This window comes from Streptomyces sp. NPDC090127 (assembly GCF_044746945.1).
Classification (GTDB): Bacteria; Actinomycetota; Actinomycetes; order Streptomycetales; family Streptomycetaceae; genus Streptomyces.
In genome coordinates this window covers 400,123-425,307 of the sequence record NZ_JBIVDE010000004.1, presented here as the reverse complement: position 1 = coordinate 425,307, position 25,185 = coordinate 400,123, and the positions used below count along the sequence as shown (strand labels likewise).

Genomic DNA, 25,185 nt, shown 5'->3' with positions numbered 1-25,185 from the left:
CAAATAGCGTCCAGTAGGGTTTGGTCCGCATAAACATCCAAACCCCTGCCCGCGGCCGGGGCGGCGACCGACCAGAGAGACGGACGGCCGTGGCCGACCAGCGCGGGCCGAGACTCTCGGGAAGGCGCTACGTGAGTCCCAACGGCTCCGACCTCCCCCGCAGCCAAGGCGCGGGTGGTACCCCCACGTCTCGGCGCCCGATGCGGCGGAAGCTGCCGCAGGTGCTGACTGCGGGCCTGATCCTGGCGACAGCCACCGGCTGCTCGTACAACTGGGAAGACTTCCCCCGCCTTGGAATGCCCACCCCGGTCACGGAAGAGGCGCCTCGGATCCTCTCCCTCTGGCAGGGCTCGTGGGCGGCCGCGCTCGTCACGGGCGTGCTGGTCTGGGGGCTGATCCTGTGGTCCGTCATCTTCCACCGGCGCAGCCGCACCAAGGTCGAGGTTCCTCCGCAGACGCGGTACAACATGCCCATCGAGGCGCTGTACACCGTCACCCCGCTCATCATCGTTTCGGTGCTCTTCTACTTCACCGCACGCGATGAGTCGAAGCTCCTCTCGCTCGCCGACAAGCCGGCCCACACCATCAACGTGGTCGGCTACCAGTGGAGCTGGGGCTTCAACTACATCGAGAACGTGCCCGGGGTGACGGGTGACGCGCAGACGGCCCCGAACCTCGACGCCATTCCGGACAAGTTCCAGGACGACTTCCCGGCCAACGCCGGCGGCGTCTACGACGCCGGTATCCCCGGTGACCGGAACCCGCAGAACGGCAACCCGGGTCCGACCCTGTGGCTGCCGAAGGGCGAGAAGGTCCGGTTCGTCCTGACCTCCCGTGACGTCATCCACTCCTTCTGGGTGGTCCCCTTCCTGATGAAGCAGGACGTCATCCCGGGTCACACCAACTCCTTCGAGGTGACTCCGACCCAGGAGGGCACCTTCATGGGCAAGTGCGCCGAGCTCTGCGGCGTCGACCACTCCCGGATGCTCTTCAACGTCAAGGTGGTCTCTCCGGAGCGCTACCAGCAGCACCTGAAGGAGCTGGCGGAGAAGGGGCAGACCGGCTACATCCCGTCGGGCATTGAGCAGACGGACCCGGCCAGGAATGCGGAGAAGAACCAACTGTGAGCATCCTCAACGAACCCCAGGGTGCGGCCGCGGCTGAGGACTCGTACGAGAACGAGCTTCCGGTACGCCGCAAGCAGCCCGGCAATGTCGTGGTGAAGTGGCTGACCACCACCGACCACAAGACGATCGGCACGCTCTACCTGGTCACGTCGTTCGTCTTCTTCTGCATCGGCGGACTCATGGCGCTCTTCATGCGCGCCGAGCTGGCCCGTCCGGGTACGCAGATCATGTCGAACGAGCAGTTCAACCAGGCGTTCACGATGCACGGCACGATCATGCTGCTGATGTTCGCGACGCCGCTGTTCGCCGGATTCGCGAACTGGATCATGCCGCTGCAGATCGGCGCGCCCGACGTGGCGTTCCCGCGGCTGAACATGTTCGCGTACTGGCTGTACCTCTTCGGCTCGATCATCGCGGTGGCCGGCTTCCTCACCCCGCAGGGTGCGGCCGACTTCGGCTGGTTCGCCTACTCCCCGCTGTCGGACGCCGTCCGCTCGCCGGGTGTCGGCGCCGACATGTGGATCATGGGTCTGGCCTTCTCCGGCTTCGGCACGATCCTCGGTTCGGTCAACTTCATCACCACGATCATCTGCATGCGCGCCCCCGGCATGACGATGTTCCGTATGCCGATCTTCACCTGGAACGTGCTGCTGACCGGTGTCCTGGTCCTGCTCGCCTTCCCGGTCCTGGCGGCCGCGCTGTTCGCCCTGGAGGCGGACCGCAAGTTCGGTGCCCACGTGTTCGACGCGGCCAACGGCGGCGCCTTGCTCTGGCAACACCTCTTCTGGTTCTTCGGACACCCAGAGGTGTACATCATCGCCCTGCCGTTCTTCGGCATCGTCTCCGAAGTGATCCCGGTCTTCAGCCGCAAGCCGATGTTCGGCTACATCGGTCTGGTGGCCGCGACCATCGCGATCGCCGGTCTCTCCGTGACCGTGTGGGCCCACCACATGTACGTCACCGGTGGTGTGCTCCTACCGTTCTTCTCCTTCATGACGTTCCTCATCGCCGTACCGACGGGCGTGAAGTTCTTCAACTGGATCGGAACGATGTGGAAGGGCTCGTTGTCCTTCGAGACACCGATGCTCTGGACGATCGGCTTCCTGGTCACCTTCACCTTCGGTGGTCTGACCGGCGTCATCCTGGCCTCGCCGCCGATGGACTTCCACGTCTCGGACTCGTACTTCGTCGTCGCGCACTTCCACTACGTCGTCTTCGGCACCGTGGTCTTCGCGATGTTCGCCGGCTTCCACTTCTGGTGGCCGAAGTTCACCGGCAAGATGCTGGACGAGCGGCTCGGCAAGATCACCTTCTGGACGCTCTTCATCGGCTTCCACGGCACGTTCCTGGTGCAGCACTGGCTGGGTGCCGAGGGCATGCCGCGTCGTTACGCGGACTACCTCGACGCCGACGGCTTCACCGCGCTGAACACGATCTCGACGATCTCCTCGTTCCTGCTCGGCATGTCGATCCTGCCGTTCTTCTACAACGTGTGGAAGACCGCCAAGTACGGCAAGAAGATCGAGGTCGACGACCCGTGGGGCTACGGCCGTTCGCTGGAGTGGGCGACCTCCTGCCCGCCCCCGCGGCACAACTTCCTCACCCTGCCGCGGATCCGTTCCGAATCCCCGGCGTTCGACCTGCACCACCCTGAGATCGCCGCTCTCGACCAGCTCGAGAACAAGCCGCACGAGGCCGAGGCCCTCACCGGCAGCAAGGAGGCCGGCAAGTGAAGATCCAGGGCAAGATGTTCATCTGGCTGAGCGTCTTCATCCTCGCCATGGCGATCCTCTATGGCGTGTGGTCGAAGGAGCCGGTCGGCACCACGGCGCTCTTCCTGGCCTTCGGCCTCGCCATCATGATCGGCTACTACCTGGCCTTCACGGCCCGGCGGGTCGACGCGATGGCGCAGGACGACAAGGAGGCCGACGTCGCGGACGAGGCCGGCGAGGTGGGCTTCTTCGCCCCCCACAGCTGGCAGCCGCTCTCGCTGGCCGTCGGTGGCGCGCTCGCCTTCCTCGCCGTCGCGATGGGCTGGTGGATCCTGTACTTCTCGGCTCCGCTGATCCTGGTCGGTCTGTTCGGCTGGGTGTTCGAGTTCTACCGCGGTGAGAGCCAGAACCAGTAACACCGCCCGCTCCACCCCGTCACACCCCCGAGGGGCCCGGACACTTCGTCACCACGAAGTGTCCGGGCCCCTCGTTTGCAGTACTCGACGCGCTGGGCGGGGGGAATGTTCTTACGGTGATGTCATGAACGACACGCCGCGCATTCGGACTGTTCTGAGCTGCACCCTGCTGGCCGTCACCGTCACCGCGGGCGCGGGCGCCTGCTCGGGCACCGACGGCCACCCGCTGTCGACGAAGCCGTACGACGCGGCGGAGCAGGTCTCCTTCAGCGCCCCGGCGGACGGCAGGAAGGCCGATCCGAACAAGGCGCTGGAGATCACGGCCAAGGGCGCCGAGGGCCGCATCACGGACGTGACGGTCGTCGACGCGACCGGGCACCACCTGGCCGGCGAACTGACCGCGGACGGCCGCCTGTGGCGCTCCACGGGCTCCCTGATGGCCGGCGCCCGCTACACCGTCAGGGTGTCCGTGGAGGACGACGACGGAGCTCCCGGCACCCGTACGTTCACGTTCGAGACCGCCCCCGCCAAGCGGGCCCTGACAGTGGAGTTCGGCCCGGAGGCGGGCAAGTACGGCGTCGGGCAGCCCATCACGGCCGACCTCAGTCTCCCCGTCAAGGACCGCGAGGCCCGCGCGGTCGTCGAACGGGCCCTGAAGGTGCGCTCCTCGCCGGCCGTCGAGGGCTCCTGGCACTGGGTGGACGACAAGAAGCTGCACTTCCGTCCGAAGGAGTACTGGCCCACCGGCGCGGCGATCACGGCCAGCGCCAACCTCGCGGGCGTCAAGGTCGGCGACAAGCTCTACGGCGGCGAGTCGAAGCCGCTCACGCTGACCATCGGCGACCGGATCGAGGCGGTCGCGGACGCGGGCTCGTTCTCCATGACCGTGCGGCGCAACGGAGAAGTGATCAAGACCATGCCGGTGACCACCGGCAAACCGGGCTTCTCCACCCGAAACGGCATCAAGGTCGTGCTCGGCAAGGAGTACTACGTCCGGATGCGCGGCACCAGCGTGGGCATCGCGGAGGGCAGCTCGGAATCGTACGACCTGCCCGTCTACTACGCGACCCGGGTCACCTGGAGCGGTGAGTACGTCCACGCCGCGCCCTGGTCCGTGGGCTCGCAGGGGTTCGCGAACGTCAGCCACGGCTGTGTCGGCATGTCGACGGGCAACGCGGCCTGGTTCTTCGAGACCGTCCGCCCGGGCGACATCGTGAAGACCGTCAACAGCATCGGCGACACGATGGACCCATTCGGCAACGGCTTCGGCGACTGGAACCTGTCCTGGGACAAGTGGCGCCAGGGCAGCGCCCTGGTGGCCGACACCAAGAGCGCCGCCCATCAGCCGGACCCCAGCCGCCTGCGGCCCCTCGTCTAGCCGTTACGCGTCGATGGACAGGCGCGTGCGCAGGAGGCCCGCCAGGGACGCCGCGAACTCGACCGGTTCCACCGGAAGGGTGACGGCGGCGTCCGCGCGGCTCCAGGTGGCCAGCCACGCGTCCTGCGGGCGGCCGATCAGGAGCAGCACCGGCGGGCAGCGGAAGACCTCGTCCTTGATCTGCCGGCAGACGCCCATGCCGCCCGCCGGCACGGCCTCGCCGTCCAGGACGCAGGCGTCGATCCCGCCCTCCTCCAGCCGCCTGAGGACGGCCGGGAGTGTCGCGCACTCGATGAACTCGACCGGCGGAACGTCGGCCGCGGGCCTGCGACCCGCCGCCAGGCGCACCTGCTCCCGCGTGTGGGCGTTGTCGCTGTAGACCAGGACCGTGGCGCTCGACTGCATCGTTCCTCCGTGAAGGTCATCAACCGATGCGCGGGATGCTACTCCGTCCCACACCCCGTCAACACCGGTACGACACCGGTCGAGAGGCTGCCGCGATGGGCCGTTCGGGCTGGACACACCCCCCTGACACTCCGAACGGCACCCCCCGGAGTGAGGGCGGGATAAGCGACCGACATAATGTCGGTCGTGGCGACAGTAACGACAGTAGAAACCGGGCACGCGCACCCGTCGGTCAATCGACCGAACCTCACCAGCGTCGGAACCATCATCTGGCTGAGTTCCGAGCTGATGTTCTTCGCGGCCCTCTTCGCGATGTACTTCACCCTGCGATCGGTGACGGGAGCCGCGTTCTGGACGGAAAAGGCGTCGTCCTTGAACTTCCCGTTCTCGGCGACCAACACCACGATCCTGGTGCTCTCCTCCCTCACCTGCCAGCTCGGCGTCTTCGCCGCCGAGCGGGGCGACGTGAAGAAGCTCCGGACGTGGTTCATCATCACGTTCGTGATGGGTGCGATCTTCATCGGCGGCCAGGTCTTCGAGTACACCGAGCTGGTCAAGCACGAGGGGCTCTCGCTCTCGTCGGACCCGTACGGCTCGGTGTTCTACCTGACCACCGGCTTCCACGGCCTGCACGTGACGGGCGGTCTCATCGCCTTCCTGCTGGTCCTGGGCCGGACGTACGCCGCCAAGAGATTCACTCATGAGCAGGCAACCGCCGCCATCGTCGTGTCCTACTACTGGCACTTCGTCGATGTCGTCTGGATCGGCCTCTTCGCCACGATCTACATGATCAAGTAATCGGGTCCCGGGACCCGAGCACATCCAGCAAGCACCGACGCAGAAGATCCTGACACCGGGGTAATCCGTGAAAAAGCTCTCCGCACGACGACGCCATCCGCTGGCGGCGGTCGTCGTCCTACTCCTCGCGCTGGCGGCCACCGGGGGGCTGTACGCCGCGTTCGCGCCCGCGGGCACGGCGAAGGCCGATGAAACCGCCCAGTCCCTCGCCATCGAGGAGGGCAAGAAGCTCTACGCCGTCGGCTGCGGCAGCTGCCACGGAACCGGCGGTCAGGGCACCACTGACGGCCCGTCCCTGGTCGGCGTCGGTTCGGCGGCCGTGGACTTCCAGGTCGGCACGGGCCGGATGCCGGCCCAGCAGCCGGGCGCCCAGGTGCCGAAGAAGAAGGTCATCTACTCGCAGGCTGAGATCGATCAGCTCGCGGCGTACATCTCCTCTCTCGGCGCCGGCCCGATCACGCCGACCGAGAAGCAGTACAGCCCCGACGGCGCCGACATCGCCCGTGGTGGCGACCTGTTCCGCTCCAACTGCGCCCAGTGCCACAACTTCACCGGTGAGGGCGGCGCGCTGACGCACGGCAAGTACGCCCCCAGCCTCGAAGGCGTGAGCCCGAAGCACCTGTACGAGGCCATGCAGACCGGCCCGCAGAACATGCCCTCCTTCCCGGACACGACCATGCCGGAGCAGGAGAAGAAGGACATCATCGCGTACGTCCAGGCCGTCAACGGCGAAAAGGCCGACAGCCCCGGCGGGCTCTCGCTCGGCGGCCTCGGCCCGGTCAGCGAGGGTCTGTTCGCATGGGTCTTCGGCCTGGGTGCGCTGATCGCAGTTGCCGTCTGGGTCGCGGCCCACACCGCTAAGGCCAAGAAGTCATGAGTAGCCAAGAGATTCCAGAAGAGAACCTGCCCGCTGAGCAGGACACCGCGCACGGCGCGGTGAAGGTCCTCGACGACCCGTTCGCGGACCCGGGGCTCCCGCCCCACAAGCCGCGCATCCAGGACATCGACGAGCGGGCCGCCCGGCGGTCCGAGCGTGCGGTCGCCTTCATGTTCACGCTGTCGATGCTGGCCACCGTCGCCTTCATCGCCTCGTACGTGATCTTCCCGGTCGACAAGATCGTCTACATCTGGCCGTTCGGCCGGGTGAGCGCGCTCAACTTCGCCCTGGGTCTGACCCTCGGTGCCGCGCTCTTCTTCATCGGCGCGGGTGCGGTCCACTGGGCCCGCACCCTGATGTCCGACGTGGAGATCGCCGACGAGCGTCACCCGATCCAGGCGTCGCCGGAGACCAAGGCGAAGGTCATGTCGGACTTCGCGGCCGGTGCCGCCGAGTCCGGGATGGGCCGCCGGAAGCTGATCCGGAACACGATGTTCGGCGCGCTGTCGCTCGTACCGCTCTCCGGCATCGTGCTGCTGCGTGACATGGGCCCGCTGCCCGAGAAGAAGCTCCGGTCCACCCTGTGGGCCAACGGCAAGCAGCTCATCAACATGAACACGCACGAGCCGCTGCGTCCCGAGGACGTCGCCGTCGGTTCGCTGACCTTCGCGATGCCCGAGGGCCTCTCGGAGCACGACCACCACTTCCAGACCGAGATCGCCAAGGCCGCCCTGATGATCGTCCGGATCCAGCCGGAGGACATCAAGGACAAGCGCGAGCTCGAGTGGTCGCACGAGGGCATCGTCGCCTTCTCGAAGATCTGCACCCACGTGGGCTGCCCGATCTCGCTGTACGAGCAGCAGACGCACCACGTGCTCTGCCCGTGCCACCAGTCCACCTTCGACCTCTCCGACGGCGCCCGCGTCATCTTCGGCCCGGCCGGTCACGCCCTCCCGCAGCTGCGGATCGGTGTGAACGACAAGGGCAACCTGGAGGCGCTCGGCGACTTCGACGAGCCCGTCGGCCCTGCCTTCTGGGAGCGCGGATGAGCACTGTGACCGATACGAAGAAGAAGGCACCCGCCGGTGAGCGGGTGGCCGACTGGGCCGACGGCCGTCTCGGGATCTACTCCCTGGCCAAGGCCAACATGCGGAAGATCTTCCCGGACCACTGGTCCTTCATGCTGGGTGAGATCTGCCTCTACAGCTTCCTCATCATCATCCTGACCGGTGTCTACCTGACGCTGTTCTTCCACCCGTCGATGAACGAGGTGGAGTACGCCGGCAGCTACGTCCCGCTCCAGGGCCAGCTGATGTCCGAGGCGTTCAACTCGACCATGCACATCTCCTTCGATGTGCGCGGTGGTCTGCTCATCCGGCAGATCCACCACTGGGCGGCGCTGATCTTCCTCGCCGGTATGTTCGTGCACATGATGCGCGTGTTCTTCACCGGCGCCTTCCGCAAGCCGCGTGAGATCAACTGGCTGTTCGGCTTCCTGCTGTTCTTCCTGGGCATGTTCACCGGCTTCACCGGTTACTCGCTCCCGGACGACCTGCTCTCCGGCACCGGTGTCCGCTTCATGCAGGGCGCGATCCTGTCCGTGCCGATCATCGGCACGTACCTGTCGATGTTCCTGTTCGGTGGGGAGTTCCCCGGCGGCGACTTCGTGGCCCGGTTCTACTCGGCGCACGTGCTGCTGCTGCCCGGCATCATGCTCGGTCTGGTGGTCGCCCACCTGATCCTGGTCTTCTACCACAAGCACACGCAGTTCGAGGGCCCCGGCCGTACGAACAAGAACGTCGTGGGCATGCCGCTGCTGCCGGTCTACATGGCCAAGGCCGGAGGCTTCTTCTTCCTGGTCTTCGGTGTCATCGCGATCATCGCGGCGATCGCCTCGATCAACCCGATCTGGGCGCTCGGTCCGTACCGTCCGGACCAGGTGTCCACCGGCGCCCAGCCCGACTGGTACATGGGCTTCGCCGAGGGTCTGATCCGTGTCATGCCGGGCTGGGAGATCAACCTCTGGGGCCACACGCTCGTCCTGGGCGTGATGATCCCGCTGGCGATCTTCCCGCTGGTCCTCGCGGCCATCGCGGTCTACCCGTTCATCGAGTCCTGGATCACGGGCGACAAGCGCGAGCACCACATCGCGCAGCGCCCGCGCAACGCTCCGACGCGCACCGCCTTCGGTGTCGCCTGGATCACCGCGTACATGATCATGCTCATCGGTGGTGGAAACGACCTCTGGGCCACCCACTTCCACCTGTCGATCAACTCGATCACCTGGTTCGTCCGGATCTTCTTCTTCGTCGGACCGGTCATCGCGTTCGTCGTCACCAAGCGGATCTGCCTCGGCCTCCAGCGCCGGGACAAGGACAAGGTGCTGCACGGGCGCGAGTCCGGCATCATCAAGCGCCTGCCGCACGGTGAGTTCGTCGAGATCCACCAGCCGCTCAGCCAGGGTGAGCTGTACAAGCTCACGGCGCACGAGCAGAACAAGCCGGCCGAGCTCGGCCCGCTGGTCGACGAGAACGGTGTGGAGCGCAAGGTCGGCGCTCTGGAGAAGCTCCGCGTCAGGCTCAACAAGAGCTACTACGGCGAGGACAACCAGATCGCCAAGCCGACCGCCGAGGAGTACAAGGAGATCACCAGCGGCCACGGCCACCACTGATCACCTGACCCAGGTCGCCACGGCGAGGGCCCCGTCCATTCGATGGACGGGGCCCTTTGCCGTCCCCGGGGCTCGATAGGGTGGGTCCCGTATCCGTCACGTGATGACCAGGAGCTGCCATGAGCGCTGCGACCCCCGCTGGAGGACCTCTGTCGGCGGGCCGCTCCTGGCCCGTCGTCCTGGACGGCCTGCTGACCGGCCGCGACCAGAGCGCGGAGGACACCGCCTGGGCGATGGACCGGATCCTGCGGGGCGAGGCCACCGACGCCCAGATCGCCGGGTTCGTCGTGGCGCTGCGCGCCAAGGGCGAGACGGTCGAGGAGATCACCGGTCTCGTCCGCACCATGTACGAGCACGCCAACACGATCGAGGTGCCCGGCGCCACCGTCGACATCGTGGGGACCGGCGGAGACGGCGCCAAGACCGTCAACATCTCCACCATGTCGGCGATCGTGGTCGCCGGCACGGGCGCCAAGGTCGTCAAGCACGGCAACCGGGCCGCGTCCTCCGCCTCCGGCGCCTCGGACGTCCTGGAGAAGCTGGGCGTCAACCTGGAGCTGACCCCGCAGCGGGTCACCGAGGTCGCCCACGAGGCCGGGATCACCTTCTGCTTCGCCGTGAAGTTCCACCCGGCGCTGCGCCATGTGGCGATGGCCCGCAAGGAACTGGGCATCCGCACGGTCTTCAACTTCCTCGGACCGCTCACCAACCCGGCCCGGGTCAGGGCCCAGGCGACCGGTGTCGCGGACGCCCGGATGGCCCCGATCGTCGCGGGCGTGCTCGCCGAGCGCGGCTCCTCCGCGCTCGTCTTCCGCGGCGACGACGGCCTGGACGAGCTGACGACCACGGCCACCTCGCGCGTCTGGGTGGTGCGGGGCGGGCAGGTCCGTGAGGAGACCTTCGACCCGAGGGACGTCGGCATCGACATCGTCCCGGTGGAGGCGCTGCGCGGCGCCGACGCCTCGTACAACGCGGACGTGGCGCGCCGGCTGCTCGCGGGCGAGACCGGTCCCGTACGGGACGCGGTCCTGCTGAACTCCGCCGCGGCGCTCGTGGCGCTGCACCCGGGGGAGACCACCCTGGTGGAGCAGTTGCGCGAGGGCATCGCGAAGGCGGCGGAGTCCATCGACTCCGGGTCCGCGCGGCGGGCCCTGGAGCGCTGGGTCGCCGCCAGCAACGCGTAACCGTGACGTGCGACCCCGTTCCGGCATGCGGAACGGGGTTGCGCGCCGACGATCAGCTGGCATACGTTCTGAACCAGGTCATGAGTGACAGCTACGAAGCCCCGGCTTGCTGTCCGGCAACCCTCCGTCCGTGGCGGGGTGCCCCGGGTGAAGACCAGGCCGTGGACAGCAAGGTCCGCGGCAAGCGCGGACCCCTGCACGCGTCACATGTGTGCGGCCCTGGGGTCCTGGTCCTCAAGGGAGCAGTCTCGTGAGCAAGCGAATGCGTTAGGGCTTCGAAGCCCCTTCTTCGTACCCTTCCCCTTTTTCTCGTGTGCCTCCGCACCGACGCATCCGTGCGCCGGTGGCGTCGAGGCGCCGAATTCGCCTGCCTTGTACGGGAGTTCGTCATGTCTGTCACCGCTGTCGCCGCCGACCAGTCCCTCTGCGCTCCGCTCCCGGTTCTCGGGCGGGACGTCACCGTGCCGCTCGTGACCGGGGGCGAGGTCAGCTACGCCGCGCTCGACTACGCCGCCAGCGCGCCGGCCCTGCAGCGGGTGTGGGACGACGTCGCCGCGTACGCCCCGTACTACGGCAGCGTCCACCGGGGCGCCGGGTACCTCTCGCAGCTCTCCACCGACCTGTTCGAGAACAGCCGCGTCACCGTCGCCGAGTTCCTCGACTGTCGCGAGGGCGACCAGGTCGTCTTCACCCGCTCCACCACCGACTCGCTCAACCTGCTCGCCGCCGCACTGCCCGCCGATTGCGAGGTCTTCGTCTTCGAGACCGAGCACCACGCCTCCCTTCTGCCGTGGCAGGACGCCCGCGTCACCTACCTCAACGCCCCCCGTACGCCCGCCGAGGCCGTCGCCACCCTGGAGCGCGCCCTCGCCGACCGCGACCCTTCGGCGAGCTCTCGGCTTCGCTCGAAGGGGCACCCCAACCGCCCCGCCCTCGTCTGCGTGACCGGCGCGTCGAACGTCACCGGGGAGCTGTGGCCGGTCAAGGAGCTGGCCGCGGCGGCGCACGCCCACGGCGCCCGGATCGTCCTCGACGCCGCCCAGCTCGCGCCGCACCACCCCGTCTCCGTAAAGGAGTTGGACGTGGACTGGGTCGCGTTCTCCGGGCACAAGCTGTACGCCCCGTTCGGCTCGGGCGTCCTCGCGGGCCGCGCCGACTGGCTCCAGGACGCCGAGCCGTACCTCGCCGGTGGCGGCGCGTCCAAGAAGGTCGCCCGCCGCGCCGACGGCGGTGTGGACGTCGAGTGGCACACCACGGCCGCCCGCCACGAGGCCGGTTCGCCGAACGTGATCGGTGTCTACTCCATCGCCTCCGCCTGCAAGGCGCTCACCGAGGCCGGGTTCGACCAGTTCGTCGCCCGCGAGCAGCGGCTGATCGCGACCGTGCGGGAGGGCCTGGCGGAGGTGCCCGAGGTCAGGGTGCTCTCGCTCTTCGGCGACGACGCGCCCCGCGTCGGAGTCATCTCCTTCGTCGTCGAGGGCTGGAACAGCTCGCACTTCGCCGCCGCGCTCTCCGCCGAGTACGGCATCGGCGTCCGTGACGGCCTCTTCTGCGCCCACCCGCTGGTCCGCACCCTGCTCGGCAGCGACCCGCAGACCCAGGGCGAGTGCGGCGCGCCCGAGGCCGCGCCCGGCGAGAAGTCCCTCAACGCGATCCGGGTCAGCTTCGGCGCCGGTACACCGGACGAGCACGTGGAGCGCTTCGTGCGGGCCGTGAAGGAGCTCGTGCGGGACGGAGCCCAGTGGAAGTACCGCACCGAGGACGGCCGCTGCGTGCCGGACCGCGGCTGAGTACCCACTCGTACGGGTGAAGGGGGCCTCCCGTCGGGGCCCCCTTCGTCAGGACTCCAGGCCGATCGCGAAGGCCGCTTCCAGGTCGTGCTGCGAGTACGTACGGAACGCCACGTGCGTGTCCGTCGCCTCGACCCCGGGGATCTTGCTGATCCGGCCGGGGATCACGTCCGCCAGGTCGTCGTGCCGGGGCACGCGGACCATGGCGATCAGGTCGTACGTACCGGTCACCGAGAAGACCTCGCTGACGCTGTCGAGCGCGGCGATCGACTCCGCGATCTCGGGGATGCGGTCCACGCTGGTCTTGATGAGCACGATCGCGGTGATCACGGCTGGCTTTCTCCCTCGGTCGCCGCGGCTGGGGGCTTCACTGTATCCCCACCCCGGTAGCGGCCCCAGGCGTAGAGGAAGCCGACGGCGAAGCCCACCACATGGGCCAGATACGCCACGCCCGGCCCCGCGCCCGCCGCGCGGGCCGCGAGCCACTGGAGCACGAACCAGAAGACCAGCACGATCCACGCGGGGAAGCGCAGCGGCAGGAAGAGCAGGAACGGGAAGAGGCTGGTCACCCGCGCGCGCGGGAACAGGTACAGGAACGCGCCGAGGACGCCCGAGATCGCCCCCGAGGCTCCCACCAGCGTCTGCTCGCTACTCGCGTGCGCCGCCGCGTAGCCCAGCAGCGCCAGATAGCCGCAGGCCAGGTAGAAGAGGCCGAAGGCGAGCTGGCCCATCCGCTCCTCGGTCATCGCGCCGAAGACGTAGAGAAAGAGCATGTTGCCCAGCAGGTGCAGCCAGCTGCCGTGGACGAAGAGCGCGGTCAGCGGGGTGAGCAGGGTGCGCGGCGGGCCGCCGCCCATCAGCTCGGCCGGGACGACGCCCCAGCGGTGGAAGTACGCGCTCTGCGCCGCGAGGGCCGCGTCCCCGGTCCCGTAGACCGGATTGAGGCCCGACACGGGGCTGATCACGAAGACCAGGCAGCAGGCCCCGATCAGGGCGTACGTCACCGTGGGGCCGGTCCGGGCGCCCCGCCAGGTGGAGAGGGCCGTCCGCCGCCAGTCGATCCGCCGCCTGTCGATCATGGACAGATCATGGCGTAACGGGGTCGACCTGGACAGAGTGCCTCGCCGCGACATGGGGTACGCGCAAGGCCGTAGGGTTACGCGTTGTACCTCCGCAGTTCGACGGCGCACCGCGGCACCCGCACCCGCATCACGCAATGAAAGAGGACGGCACGATGACGACGGTTCCCCTGCCGACCGCCGAGACCCGCTGGCGCTGCACTCTCTGCGGCAACCTGACCCGGTTCGACGTGACCCGCTCCTCCAAGGTCGTCGAGTACGTCCATCTGGATCTCGCGGGTGAGCCGAAGGTCGAGGAGCGCGAGGTGGTCAGTGAGACCATCGAGTCGGTCCGCTGCCGCTGGTGCAACGCGGTGGACCAGATCGAACTGGTGGACAGGCCCGGCACCGCTTCCTGACGGAGGCGGCGCCCACGACGATGGGGTGACGCAACGTGGAGGAGCCCGCGCGCGGTGGAGAACCGGCCGGCGCGGCAGGTGACGCTGCCGAGGCGCTCGACCGCCCGCTGCCTGACGGTGTCCGGCGGAAGGTCGTCGCGCTGGTCTCGGACGCCTTCGGCGGGCTGACCGTCGCCGAGCTTCCGGCGCCCCTGCGGCAGTACGCCCGCTTCACCCCCAGCCGGCGGGCCAAGTTCGCCGGCAACGCCATGGCCGCCGCCTTGGAGAGCGATCCGCTGTTCCGGCAGCGGATCGGCGAGCGCTTCAAGGAGGCGCAGCCCGAGCTGGCCGGGGCCGTCGAGACCGGCGCCCCGCCCGCCGCCGCCGACCCCGTCGACGTGGCCGCGGCCGCCTATGTGCTGCGCCCGACCGGCTGGGTCAAGCTGGTCGCCGCCGCCGGCGAGGAGGCCCTGCGGGCGGACGCCGAGCGGGCCGACGAGGCCGGCCGGCGCGAGTTGGAACGCCTTCGCGAGGAGGTCGCCGCCGCCAGGGAGCGCGGGCGCGCGGAGACCGAGGAGCTGCGCCACGATCTGGAGGCGGCGCGCCGGGAAGCCGAATCGCTTCATCGCAAGCTGCGCAGCGCCCAGAGCGATGTGAAGCGCGGCGAGGCTGCCCTCCGTAGGACCCATGCCGAGATCGACACGGTCAGGGCCGAGGCTGCGGCGCGGGTGTCGGCCGCCGAGAGCGAGTCCCGCCGGCTCAAGGCCCGGCTCGGTGAGGTCGAGGCCGCCCTGGAGGCCAGTCGCCGGGCCGCCCGCGAGGGGCGCTCGGTGGAGGACATGCGGCTGCGGCTGCTGCTCGACACCGTGCTCGACGCGGCCCAGGGGCTCCGCCGCGAACTGGCCCTGCCGCCCGTCTCCGTCCACCCGGCCGACACCGTCGACGCGGTGGAGCCCGGCCGGATGTCGCCGAAGGACATCGCGGCCCGCGCGCTCTCCGAGACCGACCCGGCCCTCCTCGACCAGCTCCTCGCCCTGCCCCAGGCCCATCTGGTCGTGGACGGCTACAACGTCACCAAGACGGGCTACCCGACGATGCCGCTGGAGAAGCAGCGGCTGCGGCTCCTCGGTGGGCTCTCCGCGCTCGCGGCCCGCTCGGGGGCCGAGGTCACCTGTGTCTTCGACGGCGCAGAGCTGGCGGCGCCGGTCCTCCTCGCGCCGCCGCGCGGGGTCCGGGTGCTCTTCTCCAAGCCGGGCGTCACGGCCGACGAGTTGATCCGTCAGCTGGTGCGCGCCGAGCCCGCGGGCCGCCCCGTCGTGGTCGTCTCGACCGACCGCGAGGTCGCCGACGGCGTCGCCAAGTCCGGTGCGCGGCCCGTCGCGTCCGCCTTGTTGCTCAAGCGGCTTTCGCGTGCGTTGTGACGGATCGTAACTCCTGGCCTCAATGCCCGAATTCTGGAGGGCGTACGGTCAAGTGTCCATTACTGCCCGTGTGAAGCGTGGAAATAATGTGCCCTGTGAGCGAGATTTTGCTCATGAGGATTTGAACTGATCACAAGATGGTCACTAGGGTCAGGCCTCGAACCTTCGCGCGGTTGATCATCCATCGGGGATATCAGCGGAGGAACCGCCTGACGCAGTTCGGTTGGGCGGCTCGAGGAAGAAGGAGCTCGCCTTCGTGGCGTCCCACCGTCGACCCAAGCAGCCGAGCCGCACCCGTGTGACCGTGCTCACCGTCACCGCCGCCGCTGCCGTTGCGCTCACCGCCCAGACCGGCGCCCAGGCGGCTCCCAAGCCGAAGATCGACGAAGTCAAGTCGAAGGTCGACAAGCTCAACCACGAGGCCGAGGAGGCCACCGAGCAGTACAACCTGGCGGACGAGCGCCGGGGCAAGCTGCAGGAGGAGATCAGCACCCTCCAGGACAAGGTGGCGCGCGGTCAGCAGGAGCTCAACACCCTGCGGAACAGCATCGGTTCGGTCGCGAGCGCGCAGTACCGCTCCGGTGGCATCGACCCGGCCCTCCAGCTCTTCCTCTCCTCCGACCCGGACACCTACCTCGACAAGGCGTCCGCGATCGACCAGCTCGGCGCCAAGCAGGCCGACGTGCTCCAGTCGATCCAGGCCAAGCAGCGGACGCTCGCCCAGCAGCGCGCCGAGGCGACGACGAAGCTCGGCGACCTCGAGTCCGTCCGCAAGACCCTCGGCGAGAAGAAGAAGAGCTACCAGGGCAAGCTGGCCGAGGCCCGCAAGCTGCTCAACACCCTCACCGCCGCCGAGCGCGCCAAGATCCAGCAGGAGGAGCAGCGCGCCAGCCGCGCCGCGGGCGACCGCGTCGACCTCGGCAACGAGGTCCCGGCCTCGGCGCGTGGCCAGGCCGCGCTCAGCGCCGCCGCCACCCAGATCGGCAAGCCGTACGTCTCCGGCGCCGAGGGCCCCAACTCCTACGACTGCTCGGGCCTGACGCAGTGGGCCTACCGCCAGGCCGGCGTGAAGCTCACCCGCACCACGTACACCCAGCAGAACGACGGCGTGAAGATCGGCCGCAGCCAGCTCAAGCCGGGCGACCTGGTCTTCTTCAACGGCCTTTCGCACGTGGGTCTGTACGCGGGCAACGGCACGATCCTGCACGCCCCCAAGCCGGGCGCCTCGGTCCGCTACGAGTCCATGAGCTACATGGGCACCTTCCAGTTCGGCGTGCGCATCTGACGCGCGCAACACCCGCGACCTGACGCCCAATCGGGTGGATTGTCGCCTCCTTCGCTGACGTGACGCCCCGCCGGTGACCTTGTGGTCTCCGGCGGGGCGTCACTTTGCGTGCCCGGGAGGTTCGTTGGACGGGGAGTGATCACCGGCTACTGTCTGCCGCGCCAGTCTGGGTAAGAGCCGAACGGAGCGCGATACGTGGCGTCCCACCGACGACCTGCCAGGGTCACCGTCCTGACCGCCGCGGCGGCCACCGCCGCGACGGCCTTCGGCGCCGTCCCCGCCAACGCCGACCCGATCGGCGCACCGGAGGCCCCGCGCGCCGCGGTCGACCGGCTCTTCGAGGAGGCCGAACAGGCCACCGAGGGCTACAACAAGGCCGACGAACGCGCGGACGAGCTGCGCAGGACGGTCGCCCAGGTGCGGGACAGCGTGGCGCGCGGCCAGGAGCGCATCAACCGCATGCGGGGCGCGCTCGGTTCGGTCGCCGGCGCCCAGTACCGCTCCGGCGGGATCGACCCGGCCCTGGCGCTGCTGCTCTCCGCCGACCCGGACTCGTACCTCGACCGGGCCTCCGTCCTGGACCGGGTCGCCGCCCGGCAGGGCGTCGCGCTCGGCCAGCTCCAGCACGAGCAGCGCCGGCTGAACCAGGAGCGGACCGAGGCGACCCGGCTCCTCGCCGAGCTGGAGCGCAGCCGCACCCAGGTCGCCCAGCACAAGCGCACGGTCGAGCGGAAGCTCGCCGAGGCCCGCCGGGTGCTCCAGTCGCTGACGGCCGAGGAACGCGCGGACTTCGAGGGCCGGGCCTCCCGCTCCGGCCGCGAGGGACTCGCCGAGGAGGCGCCGCCCCTCGCCGACCTCGGCCCGGCCTCCTCGCGGGCCGCCGCCGCGGTGATGGCCGCCCGCAGCGCCATCGGCAGCCCGTACGTGTGGGGCGCGACCGGACCGTCCGCCTTCGACTGCTCGGGGCTGATGGTCTGGTCGTACCGGCAGGCCGGGATCAGCCTGCCCCGGACTTCGGCCGCCCAGCGGGCCGCCGGCCGGCAGGTGCCGCTCTCGCAGGCGCAGCCCGGCGACCTCGTGACGTACCGCGGCGACGCCAGCCACGTCGGGATCTACGCGGGCGACGGCCAGGTCATCCACGCCCCCTATCCCGGGGCGCGGGTGCGCTACGACCCCGTGGGGATGATGTCCCACGTGACGGTGACGCGGGTCTGACCGGACGCCCCTTCGCCCGTATGCCCGTACGATCGGGTGCGTGGCAGGTCAGGGGCGTGGAGCGGGGCGGCGGGCGGCGGCCTGTCTGCTGACGGCGCTGCTCACCCTCGTCGGGTGCGCGGCCCCGGAGTCGGCCGACCCCGCGCCCGAGCAGATCCGCACGCTCCTCGACCGGCACGCGCGGGCGCTGCTCGACCGGGACGAGGCGGCCTACGCGGTGGCGCTCGACCCCGCGTTCGCGCCCGCCGCCATCAAGGAGTTCGACCGGCTCGCGGAGGTGCCGTTCGCCTCCTGGGAGTACCACCTGACGGACGTCGACCGGCAGGTCGGCGACCGGGCGCGGGTCCGCGCCCAGCTGAGCTACCGGATCGACGGCTACGACCCCGCACCCGTCACCACCGAACGCGTCCTGGACCTGGCCGAGCGGGACGGCCGCTGGTATGTGACCGGCGACCGGCCCGCCGAGGGCGCCACCACCCAGCAGCTGTGGCAGCAGGGCGACGTGGAGGCGGTCCAGGGGGCGCGCAGCCTCGTCCTCGGGGTCGGCCAGTCCGAGGCGCGCCTGAAGGAGATCGCGGCGCAGGCCGACCGGGCGGTGCCCGCGGTCTCGGCGGCCTGGCCCGAGGACTGGGCGGGCCGCGTGGTCGTCCTCGTCCCGGCCTCGGTGGACGCCATGGGCGGGCTCCTCGGGGCGCCCGCCTCCTCGTACCGGGGGATAGCGGCCGTCACGACCGGCGAGGTCGGCGGCGGCCCGGACGCGCCCGCGGACCGGGTGATCGTCAACCCCGACGCGTACGGCGTGCTCGGCGACTTCGGGCAGCAGATCGTCCTCACCCACGAGACCACCCATGTCGCGACCCGCTCCACCACGTCCGGCGCCACCCCGGTCTGGCTCTCCGAGGGCCTCGCCGACTGGGTGGCGTACCGCGACACGGGCCGCACGGCCGCCCAGGCGGCTCCGGAACTGCGCCGCGCGGTCCGGGAAGGCGACCTCCCCGCGGGTCTCCCGGACGACAAGGCCTTCGCCTTCGGGGGCGACGCCGAGGCCCTGGCCCGCGCGTACGAGGGCGGCTGGCTCGCGTGCGCGCTGATCGCCGAGCGCTGGGGCGAGCCGGCGCTCCGCGCCTTCTACCGCACGGTGGGCGAGCACCCGCAGCGCGAGGGCGCGGTGGAGAAGGCCTTCGCCGAGGTCCTCGGGACCACCCCGGAGGCCTTCACCGCGGACTGGCGGGAGTACCTGCGGGAACGCCTGGGCTAGACCGCGGCGACGGGGCCTGGACGGGGCCTCGGCGGGTTCTCGTCGGGCGGTTGGTGGGTGGTCGGCGGGTGGGCGGCCGGGCTCCCGGCGAGGCTCCCGGCGCGTCCCCGCCCCCGCCCGGCGCGCCGGGCTGTCGTCAGCCGACCGGCAGGCGGGGGGCGCGTTCGCGTGTCTGCTGGGCAGGGATCGTCGCCGGGGCGAGGCGGGGCCCGGTGACCGTGCGGCGCCACAGGACGCGGCAGGCCGACACCGACGCGGCGACCAGCAGACCGTTGCGGACCAGCAGCAGTGCCACGCCCAGCGGATCGCTGTCCGTCACGTGCGAGAACCAGACCGGGAACTCCAGCTGCGTCACCGCCGTCGCCCACAGCACCAGGTGCGCGGGGCGGCGCATCCCGCTCGTCCGGTACGCCATGCAGACGGCGGCCAGGCCCACCAGCCAGATCATGTACTGCGGGCTTATCACCCGGCTCGTGGTGGTGAACAGCAGCACCGCCACGAACGCCGCGTCCGCCGGCGTCGACGTCGAGAACGAGCGGGCCCGGATCCGCCACACCAGCAGCCAGCCGAAGGCGGCGATCGTCAGGGCCATGGCCGCCGTGGAGACCGTCGAGACGTACGGTCCGAGGAACTCGATCGAGCCGTAGTTCATCCGCACCTCGCCCTCCCAGCCCAGGTGCCGGGCCACATGGAAGACCAGCGCGCCCAGCGACTCGACCTCCGTGCCCCGGTCGGCCTGGAAGTCCAGGAACGCCAGCGCCCCCGGCGCCGCCAGCACGCACAGCAGGAGCAGACCCGCCGCGGCGCCCGCCGCCGTCGGCCACGAGCGGAAGGTCGCACGACCGCGCGGCGTGCCCGCGAGCACCAGCGCGGGCCAGACCTTCAGCATCGCCCCGAAGCCCGCCAGGGCGCCGAGCACCCGCGGCCGCCCCACCCCGGCGAGCAGCGCGGCCACCGCGACGGCGGTGACCATCAGGTCGTACCGGGCGTACGCGGTCGGGCCCAGCAGCGGGACGCCCGCGATCCAGATCCAGGCGCCGCGCGTGCCGCGGCCGGGCCGCCGGCCCGTGTACCGCAGCAGTCCGTAGACGAGCGCGTCGCAGAGGAAGGCGAGGACGAAGAAGGCGGCGGCGTAGTCCAGGAACGGCAGCACCGCGGGGGAGAGCACCGCGACGGCGGCCAGTGGCGGGTACTGCCAGGTCACGTCGTGCAGCGGGTACGTGCCGGTGCTCAGCACCTCGGACCAGCCCCGATAGATCACGTCGATGTCGCTGGTGACGTCCGGCCCGGGAACCGTGAGGACCTTGAAGACGCACAGGAGCAGAACGATCCGGGTGAGCGCCCAGACCAGGTCGGGAGACCGTCGCACGCGCTCGGCAGCCGTACCCAGTACGCCCGTCATTCCTACCTCGTCCCATCCAGTCGGTCGGTCTGTTCGGTCCGCGCGGGCGGAGGGGTGTTGCCGGGCGGGGGGTGCCGTCACGTAGATTCGGCGACGATGCACAAGACCCTGATCGTAACCAACGACTTCCCGCCCCGACCCGGCGGAATCCAGGCCTTCCTGCACAACATGGCGCTGCGCCTCGATCCCGAGCGGGTCGTGGTCTACGCCTCCACCTGGAAGCGGAGCCGCGAGGGGATCGAGGCGACCGCCGCGTTCGACGCGGAGCAGCCTTTCACGGTGGTGCGGGACCGCACCACCATGCTGCTGCCCACCCCCCGGGTCACCGCGCGGGCCACCGCGCTGCTGCGCGAGCACGGCTGCGAGTCGGTCTGGTTCGGGGCTGCGGCGCCCCTCGGGCTGATGGGCCCCGCGCTGCGCCGGGCCGGCGCACGGCGGCTCGTCGCGACGACGCACGGGCACGAGGCGGGGTGGGCGCAGCTGCCCGGCTCGCGGCAGCTGCTGCGCCGGATCGGCGAGGGCACGGACACCCTCACGTACCTGGGCGAGTACACCCGCTCGCGGATCGCGGGCGCGCTGACCCCGGCCGCCGCCGGGCGCATGACGCAGCTCCCGCCGGGCGTGGACGAGAAGACCTTCCACCCGGCCTCGGGCGGCGAGGCGGTACGGGAACGGCTCGGGCTCAGCGACCGCCCCGTGGTCGTGTGCGTCTCGCGGCTCGTCCCGCGCAAGGGCCAGGACACGCTGATCCGGGCGCTGCCGGAGATCGTGCGCCGGGTGCCGGACACGGTGCTGCTGATCGTCGGGGGCGGTCCGTACGAGAAGGACCTGCGCGGCCTCGCGGCGACGACCGGCGTGTCCGATTCCGTACGTTTCACGGGAGCGGTGCCGTGGGAGGAGCTGCCGGCCCACTACGGCGCCGGTGACGTCTTCGCGATGCCCTGCCGTACCCGTCGGGGCGGCCTGGACGTCGAGGGCCTCGGGATCGTCTACCTGGAGGCCTCGGCCACCGGCCTCCCGGTCGTCGCGGGCGACTCGGGCGGTGCGCCGGACGCGGTCCTGGACGGCGAGACCGGCTATGTGGTGCGCGGCGACGCCCCCGCGGAGTCGGCGGACCGCATCGCGACCCTGCTCCTCGACCCGGAGCTGCGGCGGCGCATGGGCGCCCGGGGGCGTGCGTGGGTCGAGGACCGCTGGCGCTGGGACCTCCTGGCGGAGCGCCTGAAGGAACTGCTCTAGGCGGCAGCCGGTCCGGACGCGGGAAGGGCCCCGCGGTGCGCGTGCACCGAGGGGCCCTTCTTCCGCCGTAGGTCCGCGTCAGGCGCGGTAGATCGACTCGATCTCGTCGGCGAAGTCCTTCGCCACCACGTTCCGCTTCAGCTTCAGCGACGGGGTGATGTGGCCCGCCTCCTCCGTGAACTGCGCGGACAGGATGCGGAACTTCCGGACCGACTCGGCCTTCGACACCGCCGCGTTGCCGTCGTCCACCGCCCGCTGGACCTCCGCGAGCAGCTCCGCGTCGTCACGCAGCGAGACCGCCGTCGAGTCGGCCGGCTTGCCGTGGTCGGCGGCCCAGCGACCGAGGAACTCCTCGTCCAGGGTGACCAGCGCGCCGACGAACGGCCGCCCGTCGCCGACGACCATGCACTCCGCGACCAGCGCGTGCGCCCTGATCCGGTCCTCGATGACCGCCGGAGCGACGTTCTTGCCGCCCGCCGTCACCAGGATCTCCTTCTTCCGGCCGGTGATCGCGAGGTAGCCGTCCTCGTCGAGGGTGCCGATGTCGCCGGTGTGGAACCAGCCGTCCGCCAGCGCCTCGGCGGTGGCCGTCTCGTTCTGCCAGTAGCCCGAGAAGATGTGCTCGCCGTGCAGCAGCACCTCGCCGTCGTCGGCGATCCGCACCACCGAACCCGGCAGCGGCTGCCCGACCGTGCCGATCTTCTGCCGGTCCCACGGGTTGAACGCGGTCGCCGCGCACGACTCCGTCAGGCCGTACCCCTCCAGGACCGTGAAGCCGATCCCGCGGAAGAAGTGGCCGAGCCGCTCGCCCAGCGGCGCGCCGCCCGAGATCGCGTACTCGCCGCGCCCGCCGAGCACCGCGCGGAGCTTGGAGAAGACGAGCTTGTCGAAGACCTTGTGCTTGATCCTCAGGCCCAGCGACGGGCCCTGCGGCGTGCCGATCGCGCGGCTGTACGCGATCGCCGTGTGCGCGGCCTTGTCGAAGATCTTGCCCTTGCCGTCCGCCTGGGCCTTCGCCCGCGCCGAGTTGTAGACCTTCTCGAAGACGCGCGGCACACCCAGGATCAGCGTCGGCCGGAAGGCCGCCAGCTCGTCCGTGAGGTTCTTGATGTCCGGTACGCAGCCCAGCTTGATCGGCGCCATCACGGAGGCGACCTCGACCAGGCGCCCGAAGACGTGCGCGGCCGGCAGGAAGAGCAGGACCGAGCACTCGCCGGTCCGGAAGAGCGGCTTCAGCCGCTCCACCACGTTGCCGCACTCCGCGAAGAAGGCCCGGTGCGTCAGCACACAGCCCTTGGGGCGGCCGGTGGTGCCCGAGGTGTAGACGATCGTCGCCGGGTCGTCGGCGTGCGCGGACGACATCCGCTCGTCGAGCAGCTCGTCGGAGACCTCCGCGCCGGTGGCGGTGAGCTCGGCCACCGCGTCGGCCTCGATCTGCCGGACGCCCTTCAGGGCCGGCAGGTTCGCCCGTACCGACTCCACCGACGCCGCGTGCGCCGCGGACTCGACCAGGGCGAGCGAGGCGCCCGAGTCGCCGAGGATCCACTGGATCTGCTCCGGCGAGCTGGTCTCGTAGACCGGCACGGTGACCGCGCCCGCGCTCCAGATCGCGAAGTCGAGGAGCACCCACTCGTACCGCGTCCTGGACAGCAGGGCCACCCGGTCGCCGGGTTCCACGCCCGCCGCGATCAGCCCCTTCGCGGCCCCGCGCACCTCGGCGAGGAACTGCGCGGCCGTGACGTCCGTCCAGGCACCGGCGACCTTCCGTCCCATCACGGCGACATCTGGGTGCTGAGTGGCGTTGCGGCGGATGAGATCCGTCAGATTGCCGTCCGTGGGGACCTCGTACAGGGCCGGAAGGCTGAACTCGCGCAAGACTGCTGCTCCTCATCGGGCGCCGGCGCCACGGCTCTGTGTGATGCACCGGTGCGGTCCAAGATCGGGCAGGTGCTCAGTGGGGTGAGCACGACTGGACTGCCCGGACGTTACCCATCAGTACTGGGTTCCCGATAGGGGGTCCTGGTCAGATGTTCCGTGCGTCACACAGCTGTGGCGGTGCTCCGCGCACAGTAGTCCACAGCTTTCCAGACTCGGAAGTAACCGCAGGTCCGACGCCCTACGCTGACGACATGAGGATCAACGTGGTCAGCGACGTACACGGGAACAGCGGGGCCCTCGCGAAGGCGGGTCAGGGGGCGGACGCCCTCGTCTGCCTGGGCGACCTGGTGCTCTTCCTCGACTACGCCGACCACAGCCGCGGCATCTTCCCCGACCTCTTCGGCGTCGAGAACGCGGACCTCATCGTCGCACTGCGCACCGCCCGCCGCTTCGACGAGGCCCGTGACCTGGGGCGGCGGCTCTGGTCCGAGCTCGCCGTCGACCGCGACGCGGCCATCGAGGGCGCGGTGCGCCGCCAGTACGAAGAGCTCTTCGCGGCCTTCCCGACCCCGACGTACGCGACCTACGGCAACGTGGACATCCCCGGCCTGTGGCACGAGTACGCCCGCCCCGGGACCACGGTCCTGGACGGCGAGCGCGTCGAGATAGGCGGTCTGGTCTTCGGCTTCGTGGGCGGCGGACTGCGGACGCCGATGCGCACGCCGTACGAGATCTCCGACGAGGAGTACGCGGCGAAGGTCGAGGCGCTCGGCGAGGTCGACGTGCTGTGCAGCCACATCCCGCCGGACGTCCCGGAGCTGACGTACGACACCGTCGCGCGGCGATTCGAGCGCGGCAGCCGGGCCCTGCTCGACGCGATCCGGCGCACCCGGCCCCGGTACGCGCTCTTCGGTCACGTCCACCAGCCGCTGGCCCGGCGCATGCGGGTCGCCGGCACGGAGTGCGTGAACGTGGGCCACTTCGCGGCGACCGGGCGGCCGTGGACGCTGGAGTGGTGACGGACGGCCGCTGACGGCGCGATAGCCTTCGGTCGGCACGGTTCGTGCCGCCGAGACTTCCGCCGGACCGCACAGTGGAGGAGCCACCGCGATGGCCGAACACACCAGCTCGAGCATCACCATCGAGGCGGCGCCGGTCGACGTCATGAGCGTCATCGCCGACTTCGCGCGCTACCCCGAGTGGACGGGCGAGGTGAAGGAGGCCGAGGTCCTGGAAAAGGACACGGCCGGCCGCGCGGAGAGGGTCCGGCTGCTGCTCGACGCGGGCGCGATCAAGGACGACCACACGCTGGCGTACACCTGGACCGGCGACGACGAGGTCTCCTGGACGCTGGTCAAGTCCCAGATGCTCCGCGCGCTCGACGGCTCGTACCGGCTGGCCCCGGCGGGCGACGGCACGCGCACCGAGGTGACGTACCAGCTGACCGTCGACGTCAAGATCCCGATGCTCGGCATGATCAAGCGCAAGGCCGAGAAGGTCATCATCGACCGCGCCCTCGCCGGCCTGAAGAAGCGCGTGGAGTCGGGCGAGTAGCTCCCGGGACGCTCCTCCGGGGGCTCTGCCTCTCCCCGGGGCGCTGCTGGGCCGCCGCGTTCTCCCGGGGCCGCCTCCTCCTCCCCGGGCCGCCGCGTTCTCCCGGGCCCGCCTTCTCC

Annotated in this window: 23 protein-coding genes and 1 riboswitch; of the genes, 18 read left to right on the top strand and 5 right to left on the bottom strand. The window is 70.3% G+C overall.

Translation table 11 applies throughout. The features are described 5' to 3' along the window. Nucleotides 1–131: 131 nt before the first annotated feature. The 4 genes from coxB to ACIPPS_RS17500 all read left to right on the top strand — a co-directional run bounded on the left by coxB (nucleotide 132) and on the right by ACIPPS_RS17500 (nucleotide 4,633). The gene (coxB, locus tag ACIPPS_RS17515; RefSeq protein ID WP_401432384.1) at nucleotides 132–1,127 is read left to right on the top strand and encodes a cytochrome c oxidase subunit II; all 996 of its coding nucleotides are present in this window, start codon (nucleotides 132–134) and stop codon (nucleotides 1,125–1,127) included. Next, nucleotides 1,124–2,860: a cytochrome c oxidase subunit I gene (gene ctaD / locus ACIPPS_RS17510; protein WP_401432381.1), complete on the top strand. Its 1,737-nt coding sequence runs from the start codon at nucleotides 1,124–1,126 to the stop codon at nucleotides 2,858–2,860. Before coxB ends, ctaD begins: the two co-directional genes overlap by 4 nt. After that, nucleotides 2,857–3,255, top strand: a complete 399-nt coding sequence (locus ACIPPS_RS17505) for a cytochrome c oxidase subunit 4 (protein WP_401432379.1) — start codon at nucleotides 2,857–2,859, stop codon at nucleotides 3,253–3,255. Before ctaD ends, ACIPPS_RS17505 begins: the two co-directional genes overlap by 4 nt. Before the next feature lie 124 nt (nucleotides 3,256–3,379). Further along, complete coding sequence (locus tag ACIPPS_RS17500) at nucleotides 3,380–4,633, top strand: Ig-like domain-containing protein (protein ID WP_401432376.1); 1,254 nt, start codon at nucleotides 3,380–3,382, stop codon at nucleotides 4,631–4,633. 3 nt (nucleotides 4,634–4,636) lie between these two features. Here the strand turns inward: ACIPPS_RS17500 and ACIPPS_RS17495 are convergent, their stop codons facing one another. Then, on the bottom strand, nucleotides 4,637–5,038 hold the full coding sequence (locus tag ACIPPS_RS17495; RefSeq protein ID WP_401432373.1) for a hypothetical protein: 402 nt from the start codon (nucleotides 5,036–5,038) through the stop codon (nucleotides 4,637–4,639). A gap of 177 nt (nucleotides 5,039–5,215) precedes the next feature. Here ACIPPS_RS17495 and ACIPPS_RS17490 point away from each other — a divergent pair, with 177 nt between their 5' ends. From ACIPPS_RS17490 to ACIPPS_RS17465, 6 genes are all read left to right on the top strand, one after another. After that, nucleotides 5,216–5,836, top strand: a complete 621-nt coding sequence (locus ACIPPS_RS17490; protein WP_401432371.1) for a heme-copper oxidase subunit III — start codon at nucleotides 5,216–5,218, stop codon at nucleotides 5,834–5,836. A 67-nt stretch (nucleotides 5,837–5,903) separates the two neighbouring features. Then, entirely contained in the window at nucleotides 5,904–6,713 is an 810-nt protein-coding gene (locus ACIPPS_RS17485) for a c-type cytochrome (protein ID WP_401432368.1), read from the top strand. Next, entirely contained in the window at nucleotides 6,710–7,762 is a 1,053-nt protein-coding gene (locus ACIPPS_RS17480) for a Rieske 2Fe-2S domain-containing protein (protein ID WP_401432365.1), read from the top strand. Before ACIPPS_RS17485 ends, ACIPPS_RS17480 begins: the two co-directional genes overlap by 4 nt. Next, nucleotides 7,759–9,384: a cytochrome bc complex cytochrome b subunit gene (locus tag ACIPPS_RS17475; protein WP_401432362.1), complete on the top strand. Its 1,626-nt coding sequence runs from the start codon at nucleotides 7,759–7,761 to the stop codon at nucleotides 9,382–9,384. The genes ACIPPS_RS17480 and ACIPPS_RS17475 overlap by 4 nt, the downstream gene beginning before the upstream one ends. Before the next feature lie 119 nt (nucleotides 9,385–9,503). Further along, the gene (gene trpD, locus ACIPPS_RS17470) at nucleotides 9,504–10,568 is read left to right on the top strand and encodes an anthranilate phosphoribosyltransferase (RefSeq protein ID WP_401432359.1); all 1,065 of its coding nucleotides are present in this window, start codon (nucleotides 9,504–9,506) and stop codon (nucleotides 10,566–10,568) included. 76 nt (nucleotides 10,569–10,644) lie between these two features. Beyond that, a riboswitch (SAM riboswitch) is annotated at nucleotides 10,645–10,761 on the top strand. A 196-nt stretch (nucleotides 10,762–10,957) separates the two neighbouring features. Continuing rightward, nucleotides 10,958–12,358, top strand: a complete 1,401-nt coding sequence (locus tag ACIPPS_RS17465) for an aminotransferase class V-fold PLP-dependent enzyme (RefSeq protein WP_401432356.1) — start codon at nucleotides 10,958–10,960, stop codon at nucleotides 12,356–12,358. Between the two features lie 48 nt (nucleotides 12,359–12,406). Here ACIPPS_RS17465 and ACIPPS_RS17460 read toward each other — a convergent pair whose 3' ends face one another. Together ACIPPS_RS17460 and ACIPPS_RS17455 are read right to left on the bottom strand one after the other, a co-directional pair. Beyond that, nucleotides 12,407–12,688: an Lrp/AsnC family transcriptional regulator gene (locus ACIPPS_RS17460; protein ID WP_017238849.1), complete on the bottom strand. Its 282-nt coding sequence runs from the start codon at nucleotides 12,686–12,688 to the stop codon at nucleotides 12,407–12,409. After that, nucleotides 12,685–13,437, bottom strand: coding sequence for a rhomboid family intramembrane serine protease (locus ACIPPS_RS17455; RefSeq protein WP_401432353.1), 753 nt, complete (start codon nucleotides 13,435–13,437; stop codon nucleotides 12,685–12,687). The genes ACIPPS_RS17460 and ACIPPS_RS17455 overlap by 4 nt, the downstream gene beginning before the upstream one ends. Before the next feature lie 155 nt (nucleotides 13,438–13,592). On the opposite strand from ACIPPS_RS17455, the gene ACIPPS_RS17450 reads away from it, so the two are divergent. From ACIPPS_RS17450 to ACIPPS_RS17430, 5 genes are all read left to right on the top strand, one after another. Further along, on the top strand, nucleotides 13,593–13,835 hold the full coding sequence (locus ACIPPS_RS17450) for a hypothetical protein (RefSeq protein WP_260228851.1): 243 nt from the start codon (nucleotides 13,593–13,595) through the stop codon (nucleotides 13,833–13,835). A 35-nt stretch (nucleotides 13,836–13,870) separates the two neighbouring features. Then, complete coding sequence (locus ACIPPS_RS17445; protein WP_401432350.1) at nucleotides 13,871–15,235, top strand: NYN domain-containing protein; 1,365 nt, start codon at nucleotides 13,871–13,873, stop codon at nucleotides 15,233–15,235. Nucleotides 15,236–15,491: 256 nt separating this feature from the next. Further along, on the top strand, nucleotides 15,492–16,520 hold the full coding sequence (locus ACIPPS_RS17440) for an NlpC/P60 family protein (RefSeq protein ID WP_401432347.1): 1,029 nt from the start codon (nucleotides 15,492–15,494) through the stop codon (nucleotides 16,518–16,520). Between the two features lie 195 nt (nucleotides 16,521–16,715). Next, the gene (locus ACIPPS_RS17435; RefSeq protein ID WP_401432345.1) at nucleotides 16,716–17,735 is read left to right on the top strand and encodes an NlpC/P60 family protein; all 1,020 of its coding nucleotides are present in this window, start codon (nucleotides 16,716–16,718) and stop codon (nucleotides 17,733–17,735) included. Between the two features lie 40 nt (nucleotides 17,736–17,775). Beyond that, nucleotides 17,776–18,993, top strand: coding sequence for a hypothetical protein (locus ACIPPS_RS17430; RefSeq protein ID WP_401432342.1), 1,218 nt, complete (start codon nucleotides 17,776–17,778; stop codon nucleotides 18,991–18,993). A gap of 136 nt (nucleotides 18,994–19,129) precedes the next feature. Here the strand turns inward: ACIPPS_RS17430 and ACIPPS_RS17425 are convergent, their stop codons facing one another. Next, on the bottom strand, nucleotides 19,130–20,395 hold the full coding sequence (locus tag ACIPPS_RS17425) for a glycosyltransferase 87 family protein (protein WP_401432339.1): 1,266 nt from the start codon (nucleotides 20,393–20,395) through the stop codon (nucleotides 19,130–19,132). Between the two features lie 96 nt (nucleotides 20,396–20,491). On the opposite strand from ACIPPS_RS17425, the gene ACIPPS_RS17420 reads away from it, so the two are divergent. Next, nucleotides 20,492–21,634, top strand: a complete 1,143-nt coding sequence (locus ACIPPS_RS17420) for a glycosyltransferase family 4 protein (protein WP_401432337.1) — start codon at nucleotides 20,492–20,494, stop codon at nucleotides 21,632–21,634. A gap of 78 nt (nucleotides 21,635–21,712) precedes the next feature. On the opposite strand, the gene ACIPPS_RS17415 is transcribed toward ACIPPS_RS17420, so the two are convergent. Beyond that, the gene (locus ACIPPS_RS17415; RefSeq protein WP_401432336.1) at nucleotides 21,713–23,509 is read right to left on the bottom strand and encodes an AMP-dependent synthetase/ligase; all 1,797 of its coding nucleotides are present in this window, start codon (nucleotides 23,507–23,509) and stop codon (nucleotides 21,713–21,715) included. Between the two features lie 254 nt (nucleotides 23,510–23,763). On the opposite strand from ACIPPS_RS17415, the gene ACIPPS_RS17410 reads away from it, so the two are divergent. Together ACIPPS_RS17410 and ACIPPS_RS17405 are read left to right on the top strand one after the other, a co-directional pair. Beyond that, nucleotides 23,764–24,531 carry a metallophosphoesterase gene (locus tag ACIPPS_RS17410; RefSeq protein ID WP_401432333.1) on the top strand — a complete coding sequence of 256 codons (768 nt, stop codon included), beginning with the start codon at nucleotides 23,764–23,766 and terminating at the stop codon, nucleotides 24,529–24,531. 91 nt (nucleotides 24,532–24,622) lie between these two features. Beyond that, a complete protein-coding gene (locus tag ACIPPS_RS17405; RefSeq protein ID WP_401432330.1) occupies nucleotides 24,623–25,066 on the top strand; it encodes an SRPBCC family protein in 444 nt (147 codons plus the stop codon). The last annotated feature ends 119 nt before the right edge of the window (nucleotides 25,067–25,185 follow it).

What these genes read in the sequence shown, in the direction of transcription:
- ACIPPS_RS17500 (WP_401432376.1), top strand. Translation starts at nt 3,380, where the DNA reads ATGAACGACACGCCGCGCATTCGGACTGTTCTGAGCTGCACCCTGCTG.
- ACIPPS_RS17425 (WP_401432339.1), bottom strand. Translation starts at nt 20,395, where the DNA reads ATGACGGGCGTACTGGGTACGGCTGCCGAGCGCGTGCGACGGTCTCCC.
- ACIPPS_RS17490 (WP_401432371.1), top strand. Translation starts at nt 5,216, where the DNA reads ATGTCGGTCGTGGCGACAGTAACGACAGTAGAAACCGGGCACGCGCAC.
- ACIPPS_RS17495 (WP_401432373.1), bottom strand. Translation starts at nt 5,038, where the DNA reads ATGCAGTCGAGCGCCACGGTCCTGGTCTACAGCGACAACGCCCACACG.
- ACIPPS_RS17410 (WP_401432333.1), top strand. Translation starts at nt 23,764, where the DNA reads ATGAGGATCAACGTGGTCAGCGACGTACACGGGAACAGCGGGGCCCTC.
- ACIPPS_RS17450 (WP_260228851.1), top strand. Translation starts at nt 13,593, where the DNA reads ATGACGACGGTTCCCCTGCCGACCGCCGAGACCCGCTGGCGCTGCACT.
- ACIPPS_RS17480 (WP_401432365.1), top strand. Translation starts at nt 6,710, where the DNA reads ATGAGTAGCCAAGAGATTCCAGAAGAGAACCTGCCCGCTGAGCAGGAC.
- trpD (WP_401432359.1), top strand. Translation starts at nt 9,504, where the DNA reads ATGAGCGCTGCGACCCCCGCTGGAGGACCTCTGTCGGCGGGCCGCTCC.
- ACIPPS_RS17405 (WP_401432330.1), top strand. Translation starts at nt 24,623, where the DNA reads ATGGCCGAACACACCAGCTCGAGCATCACCATCGAGGCGGCGCCGGTC.
- ACIPPS_RS17455 (WP_401432353.1), bottom strand. Translation starts at nt 13,437, where the DNA reads ATGATCGACAGGCGGCGGATCGACTGGCGGCGGACGGCCCTCTCCACC.
- ACIPPS_RS17475 (WP_401432362.1), top strand. Translation starts at nt 7,759, where the DNA reads ATGAGCACTGTGACCGATACGAAGAAGAAGGCACCCGCCGGTGAGCGG.
- ACIPPS_RS17420 (WP_401432337.1), top strand. Translation starts at nt 20,492, where the DNA reads ATGCACAAGACCCTGATCGTAACCAACGACTTCCCGCCCCGACCCGGC.
- ACIPPS_RS17465 (WP_401432356.1), top strand. Translation starts at nt 10,958, where the DNA reads ATGTCTGTCACCGCTGTCGCCGCCGACCAGTCCCTCTGCGCTCCGCTC.